The sequence below is a fragment of the Mesorhizobium sp. M0830 genome, assembly GCF_040319965.1.
Lineage (GTDB): Bacteria > Pseudomonadota > Alphaproteobacteria > Rhizobiales > Rhizobiaceae > Mesorhizobium.
The window spans coordinates 101896-116101 of sequence record NZ_JAMYOR010000007.1 but is presented as its reverse complement, the minus strand read 5'-3'; the positions used below and the strand labels follow the sequence as shown (position 1 = coordinate 116101).

Annotated in this window: 12 protein-coding genes and 2 pseudogenes; 8 read left to right on the top strand and 6 right to left on the bottom strand. The window is 61.9% G+C overall.

The genetic code is table 11. The features are described from left to right. Nucleotides 1–141 precede the first annotated feature (141 nt). The 4 genes and pseudogenes from NKI20_RS06965 to NKI20_RS06950 all read left to right on the top strand — a co-directional run. Nucleotides 142–2436, top strand: a complete 2295-nt coding sequence (locus NKI20_RS06965) for a peptidase domain-containing ABC transporter (RefSeq protein WP_352829344.1) — start codon at nt 142–144, stop codon at nt 2434–2436. 85 nt (nt 2437–2521) lie between these two features. After that, entirely contained in the window at nt 2522–3883 is a 1362-nt protein-coding gene (locus NKI20_RS06960; protein ID WP_352829342.1) for an HlyD family type I secretion periplasmic adaptor subunit, read from the top strand. A gap of 30 nt (nt 3884–3913) precedes the next feature. Next, a complete protein-coding gene (locus tag NKI20_RS06955) occupies nt 3914–5647 on the top strand; it encodes a tetratricopeptide repeat protein (RefSeq protein WP_352829340.1) in 1734 nt (577 codons plus the stop codon). Nucleotides 5648–5901: 254 nt separating this feature from the next. After that, nucleotides 5902–6140 (top strand): annotated as a pseudogene (locus NKI20_RS06950) (phage integrase N-terminal SAM-like domain-containing protein); the annotation flags it as partial. On the opposite strand, the gene NKI20_RS06945 reads toward NKI20_RS06950, so the two are convergent. The 5 genes from NKI20_RS06945 to NKI20_RS06925 all read right to left on the bottom strand — a co-directional run bounded on the left by NKI20_RS06945 (nt 6138) and on the right by NKI20_RS06925 (nt 9791). Further along, complete coding sequence (locus tag NKI20_RS06945; protein WP_352829405.1) at nt 6138–6275, bottom strand: hypothetical protein; 138 nt, start codon at nt 6273–6275, stop codon at nt 6138–6140. The pseudogene NKI20_RS06950 and the gene NKI20_RS06945 sit on opposite strands and share 3 nt — an antisense overlap. Nucleotides 6276–6346: 71 nt before the next feature. Continuing rightward, nucleotides 6347–6844, bottom strand: coding sequence for an RES family NAD+ phosphorylase (locus NKI20_RS06940; RefSeq protein WP_352829338.1), 498 nt, complete (start codon nt 6842–6844; stop codon nt 6347–6349). An 8-nt stretch (nt 6845–6852) separates the two neighbouring features. Continuing rightward, on the bottom strand, nt 6853–7203 hold the full coding sequence (locus NKI20_RS06935) for an MbcA/ParS/Xre antitoxin family protein (protein ID WP_352829336.1): 351 nt from the start codon (nt 7201–7203) through the stop codon (nt 6853–6855). Nucleotides 7204–7263: 60 nt separating this feature from the next. Beyond that, the gene (locus tag NKI20_RS06930) at nt 7264–8547 is read right to left on the bottom strand and encodes a tyrosine-type recombinase/integrase (protein WP_352829334.1); all 1284 of its coding nucleotides are present in this window, start codon (nt 8545–8547) and stop codon (nt 7264–7266) included. A gap of 569 nt (nt 8548–9116) precedes the next feature. Next, nucleotides 9117–9791, bottom strand: a complete 675-nt coding sequence (locus NKI20_RS06925; RefSeq protein ID WP_352829332.1) for a protein-L-isoaspartate(D-aspartate) O-methyltransferase — start codon at nt 9789–9791, stop codon at nt 9117–9119. A gap of 726 nt (nt 9792–10517) precedes the next feature. Here NKI20_RS06925 and NKI20_RS06920 point away from each other — a divergent pair. From NKI20_RS06920 to NKI20_RS06905, 4 genes and pseudogenes are all read left to right on the top strand, one after another. Continuing rightward, complete coding sequence (locus tag NKI20_RS06920) at nt 10518–12275, top strand: adenylate/guanylate cyclase domain-containing protein (protein WP_352829330.1); 1758 nt, start codon at nt 10518–10520, stop codon at nt 12273–12275. Nucleotides 12276–12326: 51 nt separating this feature from the next. Then, on the top strand, nt 12327–12488 hold the full coding sequence (locus NKI20_RS06915) for a hypothetical protein (RefSeq protein WP_352829328.1): 162 nt from the start codon (nt 12327–12329) through the stop codon (nt 12486–12488). Between the two features lie 30 nt (nt 12489–12518). After that, nucleotides 12519–12977, top strand: a pseudogene (locus NKI20_RS06910) (DUF6772 family protein); the annotation flags it as partial. Then, a complete protein-coding gene (locus NKI20_RS06905; protein WP_031260931.1) occupies nt 12922–13257 on the top strand; it encodes a hypothetical protein in 336 nt (111 codons plus the stop codon). The pseudogene NKI20_RS06910 and the gene NKI20_RS06905, both read left to right, overlap by 56 nt. On the opposite strand, the gene NKI20_RS06900 is transcribed toward NKI20_RS06905, so the two are convergent. Further along, entirely contained in the window at nt 13247–14041 is a 795-nt protein-coding gene (locus NKI20_RS06900) for a SapC family protein (protein WP_352829326.1), read from the bottom strand. The two genes, NKI20_RS06905 and NKI20_RS06900, sit on opposite strands and share 11 nt — an antisense overlap. Between the last annotated feature and the right edge of the window lie 165 nt (nt 14042–14206).

The window sequence follows — 14206 nt, the reverse complement described above, 5'->3', positions numbered from 1 at the left end:
TTAATCATCCCCGGACACGGATTGGCGCGAGAGTCGCGCGGCGGCTCAATTAGGAGTACAAGCGGGCATGATCGGAACCCTCGGCAGAGGCACGTCGGCCCGGGTATTGTCGAGTTCGCTCGCGTACCGGAAGACAGGTGCATGGTGACCATCCCCGCGAACGCCGGAATCGAGCCGGCCCCGATCGACTCCAGTACCGCGCAAGGTCACGCGGCTGGCGGCGAGAGCACCATAACGCAGGGTCCAAGCGGCCCCGCCGAGCTCGACAAGATCGGGCCACGCCTCAAGGCGATGCTGCGGGCCGCCCGCTATCACGGTGTCGAGCTCGACCCGAACGAATTCAAGGCCGCGGGCGCGGATCCGGCCGCCGCCGATCTGTCCCAGTGGGCGCAGGATGCCGGTATGTGGTCGCGCGCCGTCCGCATCCGCTGGTCCCACCTTTTGCGCTTCCAGGAAACAGGACCGGTCGTGCTGTTGTTCAACGATGGCGGCGCGGCTCTCCTTACGGGGGCGAACGCCGAGCGAAACATCGTCTTCCTGAAACGTGCGGATGCATCAGATGATGGTGAAGCCATCGCCATCGATGAGTTGCGACTGTCGCAGGTGTGGACGGGCGACGCCGTGCTGCTGCGCGCATCACGATCCTATGTCGCGGCCGACGCGCCCTTCACCTTTCGCTGGCTCGCCGAGTTGGTGCGCCTCGAAAGCCGCGCTCTGCGTGACGTCACCATCGGCTCGTTCACGCTGAGCATCCTTACGATTTTGCCGCCGCTTATCGTCATGACGGTGGTCAACAAGGTGCTGCAGTTCAACAGCATCTCGACGTTGGTGTTGCTGTCGGCGGTAATCGCCGTGGTCTTTGTCTACGAGACGCTGCTTGGTCACGCGCGACGACTGATCATCAATGTCGTCGGCGCGCGTCTGGACACCAAGCTGCAGCTGCACGTCTTCAGCCGGCTCTTGCGACTACCGCTCGACTATTTCGAGCGTCATCCGGCCGGCGAGACGATGTATCACCTCGCCCAGGTCTATCGCATCCGCGAGTTCCTGACCGGAAAACTCCTCAGCACGTTCCTGGATATGATTACGCTGTGCGTGCTGGTGCCGGTCATGTTCTACATCAACGCCGCCCTCGCCTGGATCGTGCTGGCTTGCGCGGTCGTGATCATGCTGATCATCCTTGCTTTTCTTAAGCCGTTGCGCCGCAGATACCAGCGGGTGGTCGACGCCGAAACCTGGAAGTCTGCGGCGATCGGCGAGACTGTCGTCGGTATCAAGACGGTGAAGGCGCTCGGCCTCGAGCCACAGCGCAAGGCGCTCTGGGATGAGCGCGTGGCGGAAGCGGGAAAGGCGCGTCTCGCCTTCGGACAGCTGGCAAGCTGGCCGCAGACCCTGGTCACGCCGCTCGAACGGATGATGGTGCTCGGCACCATGCTGATCGGCGCCTATCTCGCGATGAACGACCGCTCGGGCTACATGGTCGGCGGCCTGTTTGCGTTCATGATGATCGCCCAGCGCGTGGCGCAGCCGCTGGTTGGACTGGCGCGACTGGTTGAGGACTACGAAGAGGTCGGTGCGGCCATCGGCGAGGCAGCGTCGGTCCTCAACCGGCCGCTGGAAAGCAGCTCGAATTCAACCGGTCTGAGACCCAAGCTCGTCGGCGAGGTCGCGTTCAGCGACCTGACCTTCAGCTATATCGCTACCAAGACACCGGCACTCGATCGGGTCAGTTTCCACATTCCAGCCGGCACCGTGTTTGGCATTGTCGGCCGCAGCGGTTCGGGAAAGTCGACGATCGCGCGCCTCCTGCAGGGGATCAACCGCGACTACAGCGGTTTCCTCAAGCTTGACGGCGTCGATCTCAAGGAAATCAACCTGCGCCATCTTCGCCAAAGCCTCGGCGTGGTCCTCCAGGACAACTTTCTGTTCCGTGGATCGATCCGCGACAACATCATCGCCGGGCGCCCGGGCCTGACGCTTTCCGACGCCATGCGAGCGGCGCATCTCGCCGGCGCCCAGGAATTCATCGAGCGCATGCCCAATGGCTATGACACCTACATCGAGGAAGGTTCGCCCAACCTGTCAGGCGGTCAAAAGCAGCGGCTGGCGATCGCACGTGCCCTCATCCATGATCCGACCATTCTCATCCTCGACGAAGCGACCAGCGCACTCGACCCGGAGAGCGAGGCGGTTGTCAGCGCCAACCTCATGCGTATCGCCAGCGGGCGCACGATGATCATCGTTTCACACCGGCTCTCGTCCCTGACCGAGTGCGACAACATCCTGGTCATGGACCAGGGCAAGGTACTCGATGTCGCACCGCATGCGATCCTGCTCGAACGGTGCGCGCTCTATCGCCAGCTGTGGTCGCAGCAGAACCGGCACCTCGACGGTCGCCACGGCCGCCCGGTCGCCGTTCCGCCGCGGTTGGTTTGACCATGTCGCGCGGCTCACTTTCGCATCAGGTCGGTAAACCATGAGCAGCACCTCTCTCACCGCCCTACCCGCCCGGTGGCATCGGATGGAAACGAGGGATGCGACGACGCCAGCCATACTCGAGTTCCAGTGGCCGTCGACGGCTGTCGCCAATGCGCCTATTCCGCAGGCAGCTCGCGGCATCGTCTGGATCGTTTCGAGCCTGGTCATTGCGCTGATCGCCCTGGCGGGACTGATACCGGTCGATCAGGTTGTGACGACCAGAGGGCTGGTGGTCTCGCAATCGCCCAACATCGTCGTGCAGCCGCTCGAGACAGCGATCGTCCGCTCGATCGAAGTACGGGAGGGACAGCGTGTCCAGGCCGGCCAATTGCTCGCCCGCCTCGACGCGACCTTTGCCTCAGCCGACCTGGCGGCACTGGCGATGCAGGTCTCGACGCTTGAAGCAGAGGTGGCGCGGTTGAAGGCCGAGGCCAACGGCCAGGCGTTCACCTACAACGGCCTCGACCCGAGTTGGACCCTGCAGGTGTCGATATACGAGCACCGCAAGGCGGTCTACGACGCTAAGGTGGAGAATTTCGAACGCCAGCGCGACGAACTCAGTTCGGTGATTTCGCGATCGCAATCGGATGCCGACGGCTACCGCCAGCGGCTCACGGTCGCGGCCTCGATCGAACAGATGCGTAAGCAGCTCGAGGCAAGGCAGGTGGGGAGCCGCCTCAATACGCTCCTTGCCGAGGACAACCGGGCAGAAATGTCCCGGGCGCTCGGCAATGCCGAGCAGACCGCGGAAGCCGCCAAGCGTCAGCAAGCAGCGGTGGCCGCTGAGCGCGACGGCTACATCCAGGGCTGGCGAGCTGATGTCTCGCAGAGCTTGTCGGAGGCGAGCTCGCGAATCTCGGACGCCCGCGAACTCCTGAACAAGGCAAAGCTTCGAAAACAGCTGGTCGAGTTGAAGAGCCAATCGGACGCCATCGTCCAGTCGGTGGCAAAGGTCTCGGTCGGCTCGGTCATGCAGTCAGGGGAACGCTTTATCACACTGGTGCCGGCCGACGCGCCGCTCGAGATCGAGACAAACATCGTTGGAACGAGCAGTGGTTTTGTACATGTCGGCGATCCAGTGGTCATCAAATTCGACACCTTCCCCTATTCGCAATATGGCCTCGCCCATGGCACCGTGCGGGCAGTCAGCCCTGATTCTTTCTCGGCGCAAGAACAAGCGCGCGATCCTAACAGCTCGCTGGCGATGCTGCCTTCTGACGCCGAGCCGTTCTATCGCACGCGGATTTCCATCGACCAGACCGCCCTCCACGGTGTGCCAGCCGGTTTCTCCGTCAGCCCTGGCATGCCGGTGACCGCCGATGTAAAGGTCGGTCGGCGCACGATACTCAAGTACATTCTCGGTGTGATGCTGCCGATCGGCCAGGAGGCGATGCGGGAGCCATAGAGAACTGGAGGAACTCGGAGGCTCGGATCGATGACAATCCTGGATCGGCTAACCCGTCTCGCCTTCCCTGCGGCAGCGTTGCGCCGGGCGATCCAGCTAGCTGACAGCGGCAAAGCCGCTGAAGCCTTTCCGCTTCTGGCGGCAGCGGCGCGGGCAGGGATCGTTGACGCCAAGTACCGGATCGCGCGTTGCTATCTCGAAGGCTCGGGCGTGCCGCCGAGCCGCATGGAAGGCGCCCGATGGCTGCTGCAGGCAGCCAACCACGGGAGCGCCGATGCGCAGGCACTCCTCGCCGCTCTCTACGTCACCGGGCTGGCGACGGCGGAAGCCGATGGCAAGGGGGCAGAATCGGAGTACTTGTTCAAACGGGATTCCTCGGGCGAACCGGACTTCACGGCAGCGTTCGCCTTTGCCACGAAGGCGGCCGAGGCGGGCTCGGCAACGGGACAGGCGATCCTCGGTTATATCCTTACCAGCGGCCCCGAACCGATGCGCGATGCGGATGCAGCGCACCGCTGGTACGAGAAGTCGGCTTTCGCCGGCTGCGCCGAAGGATGTCTCGGCCTTGCCCTCTCGCTGGCCCGGCGCGGCAGGCAAGAAGACCGGGTCAGGATTGCAGACGAGGTGAGGCGCGCGGCCAGTGCTGGCCTGCCCACCGCAACGTATCTTCTCGCGGTCCTGAGCGAGCACGGGCTCGGCGTGCCACGCGACATGCCTGCAGCCGCCCAACTCTATCTGGCTGCCGCAGAGAAGGGCCTTCCCTCGGCCCAGTTCCGGTTGGGATTGGCATTGATCGATGGTGGACTCATCGATCTGGATATTGCTGCCGGAGAGGCGTGGTTGAGGCGTGCCGCCTTGGCTGGCAACATCGAGGCAGCCTATCTTCTCGGCGATCGCTATGTGAAGACGCAGCGGCCGGATTTTGCTGAAGCCGCAAACTGGTATCGGCGAGCGGCTGAAGCGGGTCACCAAGCCGCCGCTCGCGCTTTGGCTTCGCTCTATTTGACGGGAAACGGTGTGGCCGAGGATGTCGAGGAGGGGGCACGCTTGCTGCGCACTTCTGCAAATGGCGGCAATCAGGAAGCTCAGGTCGACCTCGCCAATCTTGTCCTCGGAGGAGCCGGCGAAACGGACGACGGTGCAAGCGTCGCCGGATGGTTCGAGGCAGCTGCATCATCGGGCGACCTCATCGCGGCATTCAACCTTGGGCTCTGTTTTGCCAAGGGCGTCGGCGTTCGCCAGGACGAGGGGCAAGCGGCACACTGGCTGAGACGCGCAGCCGAGGGCGTCGCCGAGGCGCAATACATGTATGGCCGCCTCCTCCAGGATGGACGCGGCGTTGCGGCCGACCCAACACAGGCTCGCATATGGTTTGCGCGGGCGGCCGAGGCCGGCGTACTTGACGCACGGGTGGCGCTCGCCGAGATGCTGCTCAACGGGCGTGGAGGCTCGCGAGAGCCAAAGGCTGCAATGCAGCTGTTTGAGCGGGCTGCCGTCGACGGCCACGCTGGGGCGATGTTTGCGCTTGGCGCGCTGTACGGCGCCGGCCAGGGCGTGCCGATAGACCAGATCGCGGCGCAGAAATGGTTCGCCGCCGCCGCGGAGCTCGGGCATAGCCAAGCTCAACTCATGCTCGGACGTTATCTCTTGAAAGGTCTCGCTGGTGAGCGCGACCCGGTGGCCGGTCGTCTTTGGCTCGAGCGCGCGGCTGCGCACGGTATCAGTGAAGCGGCAGACGATCTCGCCGAGTTCGCCTCTGGTTGAGGCCGGCCGATTTGGCCAAACAACAATCAGGGTAGCAGCTGGATTGCTGCCGGAGCTGGAGCCAATGTGGACGATGCTGACAGGATCACACAGCTCGTCGCATGAACTTCTCGACTAAAGCACGTCGCGATTTAAGGGATTCGAGATTGAACCAAGCCGCTGACGCGGCATTTGGTGCGAGGGTTTTCGGATAAGGCTTCTGTTTTGAAGGATTGCGGCCGTTGAAGCGTAATCTTGAGAACAGGAGATGAGAAATGGCCGAGATGAGCCCTCTGCGCCGTCGCATGATCGAGGACATTACGGTCCGCAATCTATCGCCGGCAACGCAGTGATCCTACATTTACGCAGTCGCTAAGTTTTCTCGGTATTTCGGCCGAGCGCCTTGGTCTGGAGGACGTCCGCGCCTTCCAGATGTATCTCGTTTCGACCGGGATATGGTGGCCGGCGCTGAACCAGACGGTGCGCGCTGCGGTTCTTCTACGGCGTGACGCTAAATTAAATTAGGCCATGCCGATATCCGGAACGCATCGCCCAGGCGCAGGCAACTGCCCTCGATATCGACTTCGCCGCAACGCAGAATGACGACCTCGCTGCGCCAGTAGCCCGTTAGGGCGATCACCCGGATCATTTCTGCGGTGGTCTCATGCACGGGGTGAGAATGCCGCCGAGGAAACCGGTCTTCCGGGCCGCCGTACCAGCTCACCGCGACAGCCGACCCTCATCGTCGATAAGGGTCAGGCGAGAGGGCGGGGCATCTCCCCACGTCCAGAGCACGAGATTGACATCGTCCGCGGTCGCGCCCAGCGCAAAGCTCCTGACGACCAATCCGTGATAGCCAAGGCCGATCAGTCTTCGGGCAAATGCCTGCGTCACTGCCTCACCGGTCGCCTTCATCTGGTCGCGCCAGGAGTTATCAGCAAGTGTAGTTGCATCTATCCCCTCGGCCAAAAGCGCCTGTTCGTTCCGGCTGTCAAAGACCTGCCCGATCTCAGCGTCATAGGAGACCAGTGTCGTCGGTTGCAAATTGCCGACCTGATTTGCTTCCCGCAGCGCGGTCAGCACCGAGAGGGATGTATAGAGTGCGGGAGTGCCCTTCGGATTGAACCGACCGCCGTAAAGCTCAGCACCGCGACCCGAAAGCGGCGCGCGTGCGTAAATGGGGTTTAGCGCCCGATAGAGCTTGCCTCGATACCGCATCCACCGGGTCAGGCGTGGATGCCGGCATCGACAGCGTCGATATAGTCGAGCACCTCGTCAGCCCGACCGCTACGGACCAATTGCATGGCCGTCTGCCCGGAGAAGCCGGGCAACGGTTCGGACCGATACCACGCATAGGCCATGAGCGCCGAGCCGAAGCGCGGCTCGACCTTATTGACGATCTCCACCATTTCGCGCAGCCGGCGCTGGGTTTTGTCCGACCGAACGCGGTCTTTGCGCTGGACGGCGTCCTTGCCGAGGCCGGCAGTCTTCGCAACTTCCTCGCTGGTCGTTCGGAGAGCTTCCGCGATCTTGCGCGGCGCGAAAAACCCATTGTCGGAATATTGAACTAGGCCCATCAGCTGCTTCCTACGATTGCCGCATGTTATGACGCAATATAGCGTCAAACCTGACGGCATTCAATGGTTGGCTGTCTCGATTCCGCGTTTGAGCTTGCGTTTCAGGATATAGCCGCCGGTCACCCCGCTGAGCCGATGCCCCAGCATCGCGGCAATCGTCGGAATCGTCGCCCCGAGCTGTTCCGCAACGCCCGCGAAGCTATGGCGCAGACTATGCAAAGTCACGCCATCGAGCGGGCCGACCTCAGGAGGCTTTTCGTCACGGCACCTGGCCGCGGCGGTTTCAGCCGAAAGGCGTGCCGTTTTCTGAACCATCTCCCAGAGGCCAGGTAGCCCCTGGTAACCCGCTTGCTCAGGCCCGGCGGCAAACACGTAGTCCGAAATCGGCTCCAAGCTATCGATTATCGCAAATGCAGCCTGGCTGAGCGGCCGCAAGGATGGTCCGGTCTTGGTCTCGCCAAGGGCGAGGCAAGTTCCCAGAGCATCGACCTCGTCCCAGCGCAACTGTTGACATTCGCCACGCCGGACACCGCTCAGCGCAATGAAGCGAATGGCAGCGATTCCAATCTGGCTGTGCCTAGGTGCGCCGTGGCGATCGCGTTTCTGCTCAAGTGCATGAAGGGCTTCTGCCAGCGCGCGATACTGATCGCCGGTTAGGAGTGCCTTCTTCTGCGCATCCGCAAAACGACGCACACCGCGCACCGGATTCTGCTCGACATGCCCACTATCGATGCCCCAGGCAAAGATCGCACCAAGCAGCCCTAGCGTGCGAGTCAGCGCACCCTTGCCGCCTTTCACGATCGACCGACGCCGCGGCCCGAGCTTTTCGTCTCTAACAGTTTTTCCGGTTACGACGCCTGTCTTGAACAGCTCCATGTCCATTCGCGTAACCGCTCTGGCCTTGAGCTGTCCCAGCAGAGGCTTGATATGCGCCTCAATGCGGGATCGATCCGTTGACAGCGTGCTTTCTTTCTTGGGTAGTCCCTTGCGGCCAAGAACCAGGCCGGCCGAGGCGGCCTCCATGTAGAGCTCGCAGAGCTGAGAGACGGACATCGCATTTCGCAAATCGTGCCGAAGCGTCGCCGGATCCTTGCCTTCCACGACCTTGGCCAGCTCGATCTTCGCGAGGTCGCGTGCGCGCTCCGCGGTCAGTGGACCATAGGCGCCAATCTTCAGCCATCGCTGGCGTCCACTGTGGGTACGGAACTTGACCACAAATGTCTTTCGGCCGGATGGGAACACTCTGACGCCGAACCCTCTGAGCTCGGTATCCCAGTAGAGGGTTCCTGTCTTGGTGCCATCTGACCGAAGGCTCTCGATTGCGCGTTTGCTAAGCTTGGGCATCTTGCCTCTTCTGGGGTTCTCCATGTTGCAACCATAGTGCAACCAAATGGGAGCAGCTCAAGGCAAAAAATGGATATGCCCGGCGACGTGACGCGCGCTATCATATTGGTTTTATTAGGAGTTTTGGATACTATAGCGTATCATAGCGAAAGCGATATAGCGCCCTCCGAAGGCAGAGGTCACAGGTTCGAATCCTGTCGGGTGCGCCAGTTTCAACATAAATATCAGGTAGTTAGGTGAGAATGGTTTTGGCGAGTGTCTCAACGCCTACTCGGTATCAGTAGACCATTTCGCTTTAGCGCGTTCGGCTTCCGCCGCGCAGCAATCACAGCGTCACCGGCAAATGGCAAAGCACCCCTCCGAAAATGGTCGAGCGTTCTTTGCCACAGGGCCGGTAACCAGAAAGTTTGCAATCGATCCGCCATGTCACACCCTGGCGCCCAATCACTTGCCTGTCGCCGCTGGCCGAGACGGATCTTTTCTTTGCGTCACCATGGGCGAAGAAATGCCGAAGGCTGGCATCCGGTTGACGGTCGGAAAGCGCGGTTGCGTCAGTTGCGCGGTCCTCATTAGACGGTTTCGAGCCGGCTGAACCGAACGGGGATGAGTTTCCGAGTCTTGAGTTGCCCTGCCACGTCCTTGTCGATGACAGTCAGAAACTGTGCGTCTTCAGACGCCAAAGGCAGAACAAGGCGTCCCCCTGGCTTGAGCTGGTTCAGCAAAGCCGGCGGCGTCCGCTCAGCCGCCACGCTAACCAGGATCCTGTCGAATGGGGCGTGCTCGGGCCAGCCGCGAGACCCGTCTCCGACACGAATGCCGACATTGGAGAAGCCGAGGCCCTGCAGCAGAGCCTTGGCATGGCTTGCGAATTCCTCGATGATTTCGACGCTCCAAACTTGTCCGGCGAGTTCCGCGAGGATTGCGGCTTGGTAGCCCAGGCCAGTTCCGATCTCGAGCACTGCCTGGTGCGGTTGGGGAGCAAGGAGATCAGTCATCAGAGCGACAATGAAGGGCTGCGAGACGGTCTTATCGAAGCCGATCGGCAGCGGCATGTCCTGGTAGGCATAGGACGCGACCTGGGCTGGTACGAAAAGATGCCGCGGGATCCGCCGCATCGATGCCATCACCCGCTCATCGAGCGTTGCCTTGCCGAGTTCTTCGCTTGCAAGGTCGGCATGGATCGCAATCATCTCGACCATGTGCCTGCGTAAAATCGCAAGGTGCTCTTCGGTCATCGGTTTCATGACGGTGGGGCTTTCTCCAACCAGCCTGCTGCCAGGTACAGTCTACCACTGTCGCGAATCGAAAGGCGATCCTCGGTGTGCGCTCGAAGTGGCGGGCCCGGGCCTGGAAGCAGGAAGGCTGACGCTCCGCAGAGGCCAGTGCCGCCGCCGAGATTCTCGGCGCGGACATCGAGTTCTTCGACGCCGACGACTAAATCCACATGTCACAGGCCGATTGGCGAATGTGGTGCAAGTTTCTTGTCGCTGAGAGTAAAGCCGGTTCTTCTGTCGTGCAGAAGATCTCCCCTGGTAGACAGCGCGGAGCATAAGGGCTGTCCCGACAATAGTGCCAGTCTCCGTGGGGAACGCACGACAGCGGCTAGGGCTGCATCGTTGATCGCCATGGGCAGACCAGGCTGCTGCCAGGCCGTCAGAGGAAAGTGGACCGTCCGTTGGCGGAGCCAAAGCGGACCTGTGGCTTCGACGCTTGGAATGTGGGAAGCGGACATTCAGGCGCTCACATGAATCGACGTGAACTCACCTAACCGGTCGTTCACGGCGTGGAATCCTGGCTCGGAAGCGGACATGCCATGTGATCGAAGATCATGACCCTGTCCGACATTCGGGCTCTCATGCAGCAAGATACACAGACCCGAAAAGCTGTCTTTCAGGGGCGGCGGCAATGGCATCAACCTGCGACCTGCTGTAAGCTTGGAACGCGGGTAACAATCCGCGAAGGAATGGGGGATGGAACGTCATCTCGCAGCCGTCCTGATTGCCGATGTTGTCGGCTATGGCCGCTTGAGCCAGATCGACGACGAGGGTACGCGTGCGCTTTTCCGAACCGATCTGAACGAAGTATTCGAGCCACGGATCGCTGCGCACCATGGTCGACTGGTGAAAACCATGGGTGATGGGATGCTGGTCGAGTTCCACAGTGTGGTCGACGCGCTGCGCTGCGCGGTCGAAATCCAGCAACAGAAGGCGGAGGTGAACGTTCTGACGCGGCCAGGACGGCGGCTTGATTTCCGCATCGGCATCAATCTGGGCGATGTTATCGTTGAGGGTGACGACATCCACGGCGATGCGGTGAACATCGCCGATCGGCTGCAAGGGCTGGCGGAACCTGGAGGAATCGCAATTTCCGCCACCGCCTGCGACCATGTGAGGGGAAAGGTGCCGATCGGCTTTGCCTCACTCGGCGAGCAGAAAATGAAAAGTATCGCCGAACCGGTTTGCGTGTACCGTGTCTTGATCGACCCCGCCACTGCGGGCAAGATCGTCGGTGCCAAACCAGGCCCTTCTTCCGGCGACGACAGTAAGCCGCCGGTAATTGCGGTTTTGCCGTTCGAAAACCTGAGCGCCGACGACGGCTGGACGCGGCTGGCAGACGGCCTGTCGGCCGACATGATCGGCGACCTGGCGCGCTATCCCGACCTTGCGGTCATTTCGCGCCAGACCATGCAGTCCTATCGGGGACGGGCGAGCGACACACGCTCGGTTGGACGGGAACTGAACGCCGATTACCTGCTGGAAGGCACCCTCCAGGCGATCGGACAGCGTGTCCGCGTCGCGGTGCAGTTGGTCGACACCCGGACCGGAGCCAACCTTTGGTCGGCGCGGTTCGACGAATCGACCGATGATTTTTTTCTCATGCAGGACAGCATCACACAGAACGTCATCAATGCCCTGGCAGGTACTTTCGGCAAGCTCGCCAATCTCGGGCGCGAGGTGGCTCGGCGGAAGCCTCCCTCGAGCCTGGGTGCTTACGACTGCTATCTACTCGGGGTGGAACTGCACGACAGATTCACGACCGAGGCGAGGGCAGAAGCCATACGCATGCTGTCCCGCGCCGTGGAACTTGACCCCGGCTTCGCGCGGGCCTGGATGACGTTGGGATTGGCACATGCGGTCGATGCCTTCAATGCCTTCACGCCAGATTCAGCCGCTTCGGTCGAGCGCTGGCGAGAATGCGTGGAAACGGCTTTGGCGCTCGACCCTACCGATCCGATGACGCGCCTTTACATGGGCGCTCTCCGCGCCCTTGACGGCGATATCAGCGGGGCCGCAGAGGAATACGACCGGGCGCTGGCCCTGGCACCCAATGACGCCGATGTGCTGTCGATGCTTGCCTCAAGCCGAGCTCTCGTGTGTGGAAACCCGGAAGAAGGCTGTGCTCTTGCCGAACGGGCGCTTCGCCTCAATCCGCAGGCTCCGAGTTGGTACTACGCGCAGCTCGCCCGGGCGCGGTTCGTCGCCGGTCGCTATGCCGACAGTCTGTCGTCGCTGTGCCAAAGTCCGCCGGATATTCCCGTCACTCTGATGTTCCGTGCCCTGTGCCACGCGCTGCTCGAAGAGCCGGCGCAGGCGCAGTCGATCGCCAGGCGGATTGCCGTCGAGTTTCCAAGGTTCACCGTCGAGAACTTCATCCGAACCTATCCTGTCACCAATCCTCTTGCCCTCGCTGCGATCAAGGAAGGGGCTCGTCGTGCAGGTATAGCATAGCATAGAGCCGAAAACGGTGCCTAGTTCAGGAGGGGGACGCGCTTCCTGGATATGCCACGTGGCAAGCCGGGCCCAGCTTCCAGGCTGAAGGTCTGCTTCGTAGCGCTAATTGGGCGCTGGCGTGACCCCGCCACGACCTTCAAGCCGGAGGCCACCGAACTGAAGCTGTCGGAAACGGAAGTGCGTTCGGTCGGCTTCCTGTTCGATCTCTAAGGCGGAGACCGGGACAACAGCGATGACAGGGTCATGCCGCATCTGTGCTTCCTCAATGCGCTCGACGGCCAGCATCTGCAAAAATGGCAATACAAGCGTGAAACGGAACGCATTATCCCGCTCGGCACCGAGAACAAGACGATCAGCCACTACCATCTCTCGCCGGAGGGCTGGATCGACATTGCCGGCGGCGCGCAGCGCCTCTGCTACAATGAGATCCCGACGAAGGTGAACTGGACCTATCTGTGTTTCGACTTCGACCTGGAGTCGATGCGGGCGCTCGCCCTGCGCTGCAACGACCGCAGCTTCGATTTGTCTGGTTTCGAGTCGATTCACATTCCGGCCATGAAGAACCTCTGGTGCATGCTCAATTTCTGCGTGTTCGCCGAGACCGACGTCGCCAAGCGCGCGTTCCTCTTTCGGGGGATTTCTGATGCTGCCCGAGAGCATTACCGCCATTGTCGCGCGCAACGAGCGATGGAGCGGTGAGGCCGCCAGTGAACCTTATGAGGCGGGATGGGCGCGCGAGGCGATTTTCTTCGTTCGGGCCTTGAAGGAGCCTAGCGGTCCCGTGCCGATGGCACGAGTCGAAATCTCGCCGGACGGGATGCGGTGGTTGCCGGAGGGCACCGAGTTCCGCATGCCCAACCGACGCGACGGCATGGCGATGGCGCGCTTGACGCATTTCGGCAACTGGCTGCGTGTAACGGCCCGCTTCGAGGAAGGTGGGGAATGTTTCGTGCTGGTGACACTCCACCTCAAGGCCTGACGGGCGGCAATTTCGTGGTTCGCAGCGATGCCTGGTGCACCAGCGACGTCCAGCTGTTGGTCGAGGCGAGGTGGCAGTAGAGCAGGCCGAGCGCGCCTGATCTTCTGAGGTCGAGGAAGGCTTCGTCGCTCAGCTTGTTGAAGGCCGGCTCGTCGATGACCTGGAAATCGGTGAGGTTGAGCACTTCGCCGCCCTCCAGCGTCACTTTGCTCTGGCGCGGCGCGAACAGGCCATGCGCGTCGATCCTGTCGATCATGATGCGGGTGGCTCTGAAATCGATCTGGAACTGATCGCAGAAGGCGAGCGCCTGCTTCGTCGCATCGGTCGCCTCGGCGCCGCTGAAGAACGGCGCGATCTTGTCGTCGCGGAACGGCGCCATGAGCTGGTCGACAACGCGCTCGCTTGCCCGGTCGACGCACAGCGTCAGTCGGCCGGGCGCGTTCGGGTCGTCGGCCAGAATGAAGGGATAGCGGCGGACATAGGCGGGAACATAGTGCGGCGCGGTCCACCGGCCGTCGGCATCGACGAACAGGTTTTCGTTCTGGCGCACGCCGGTGATGATCACCGGCGCCTTGGCGGCACCGATGAAGACGATCGGGTAGGAGCGCATCGCCGCGGGCATTTCCGACGCCACCACCGGAATGGCGTGCGCCGAGCGGGCGAACGAAAAGTCGCTGCGCGCGGTCAGGCCAAGCGAGCCGTGCCGCACCGGGTTGAGCGCCTCCGGCGTGGAATAGAACAGCGGCATCGCATCGCCCGCCACGTCCGTCTTTGCATCCGCCATCGTCCGTCTCCCGCAAGCCGATCCGGCCGCCAATGGTCCCGAAGCCGGGATCTGTTCTTGTTTGCGCTGATCTTGGATCGAAAAGAATCCCGCGCGCGAACAAAGTACTACAGCGTCTCTTGCGCGCATAAAAGGACAGGCGGTGCTGTATTTTTGGGTTTGCGG

What these genes read in the sequence shown, in the direction of transcription:
- NKI20_RS06915 (WP_352829328.1), top strand. Translation starts at nt 12,327, where the DNA reads ATGCCACGTGGCAAGCCGGGCCCAGCTTCCAGGCTGAAGGTCTGCTTC.
- NKI20_RS06945 (WP_352829405.1), bottom strand. Translation starts at nt 6,275, where the DNA reads ATGATCCGGGTGATCGCCCTAACGGGCTACTGGCGCAGCGAGGTCGTC.
- NKI20_RS06905 (WP_031260931.1), top strand. Translation starts at nt 12,922, where the DNA reads ATGCTGCCCGAGAGCATTACCGCCATTGTCGCGCGCAACGAGCGATGG.
- NKI20_RS06930 (WP_352829334.1), bottom strand. Translation starts at nt 8,547, where the DNA reads ATGCCCAAGCTTAGCAAACGCGCAATCGAGAGCCTTCGGTCAGATGGC.
- NKI20_RS06960 (WP_352829342.1), top strand. Translation starts at nt 2,522, where the DNA reads ATGGAAACGAGGGATGCGACGACGCCAGCCATACTCGAGTTCCAGTGG.
- NKI20_RS06900 (WP_352829326.1), bottom strand. Translation starts at nt 14,041, where the DNA reads ATGGCGGATGCAAAGACGGACGTGGCGGGCGATGCGATGCCGCTGTTC.
- NKI20_RS06935 (WP_352829336.1), bottom strand. Translation starts at nt 7,203, where the DNA reads ATGGGCCTAGTTCAATATTCCGACAATGGGTTTTTCGCGCCGCGCAAG.
- NKI20_RS06940 (WP_352829338.1), bottom strand. Translation starts at nt 6,844, where the DNA reads ATGCGGTATCGAGGCAAGCTCTATCGGGCGCTAAACCCCATTTACGCA.
- NKI20_RS06925 (WP_352829332.1), bottom strand. Translation starts at nt 9,791, where the DNA reads ATGAAACCGATGACCGAAGAGCACCTTGCGATTTTACGCAGGCACATG.
- NKI20_RS06965 (WP_352829344.1), top strand. Translation starts at nt 142, where the DNA reads ATGGTGACCATCCCCGCGAACGCCGGAATCGAGCCGGCCCCGATCGAC.
- NKI20_RS06955 (WP_352829340.1), top strand. Translation starts at nt 3,914, where the DNA reads ATGACAATCCTGGATCGGCTAACCCGTCTCGCCTTCCCTGCGGCAGCG.
- NKI20_RS06920 (WP_352829330.1), top strand. Translation starts at nt 10,518, where the DNA reads ATGGAACGTCATCTCGCAGCCGTCCTGATTGCCGATGTTGTCGGCTAT.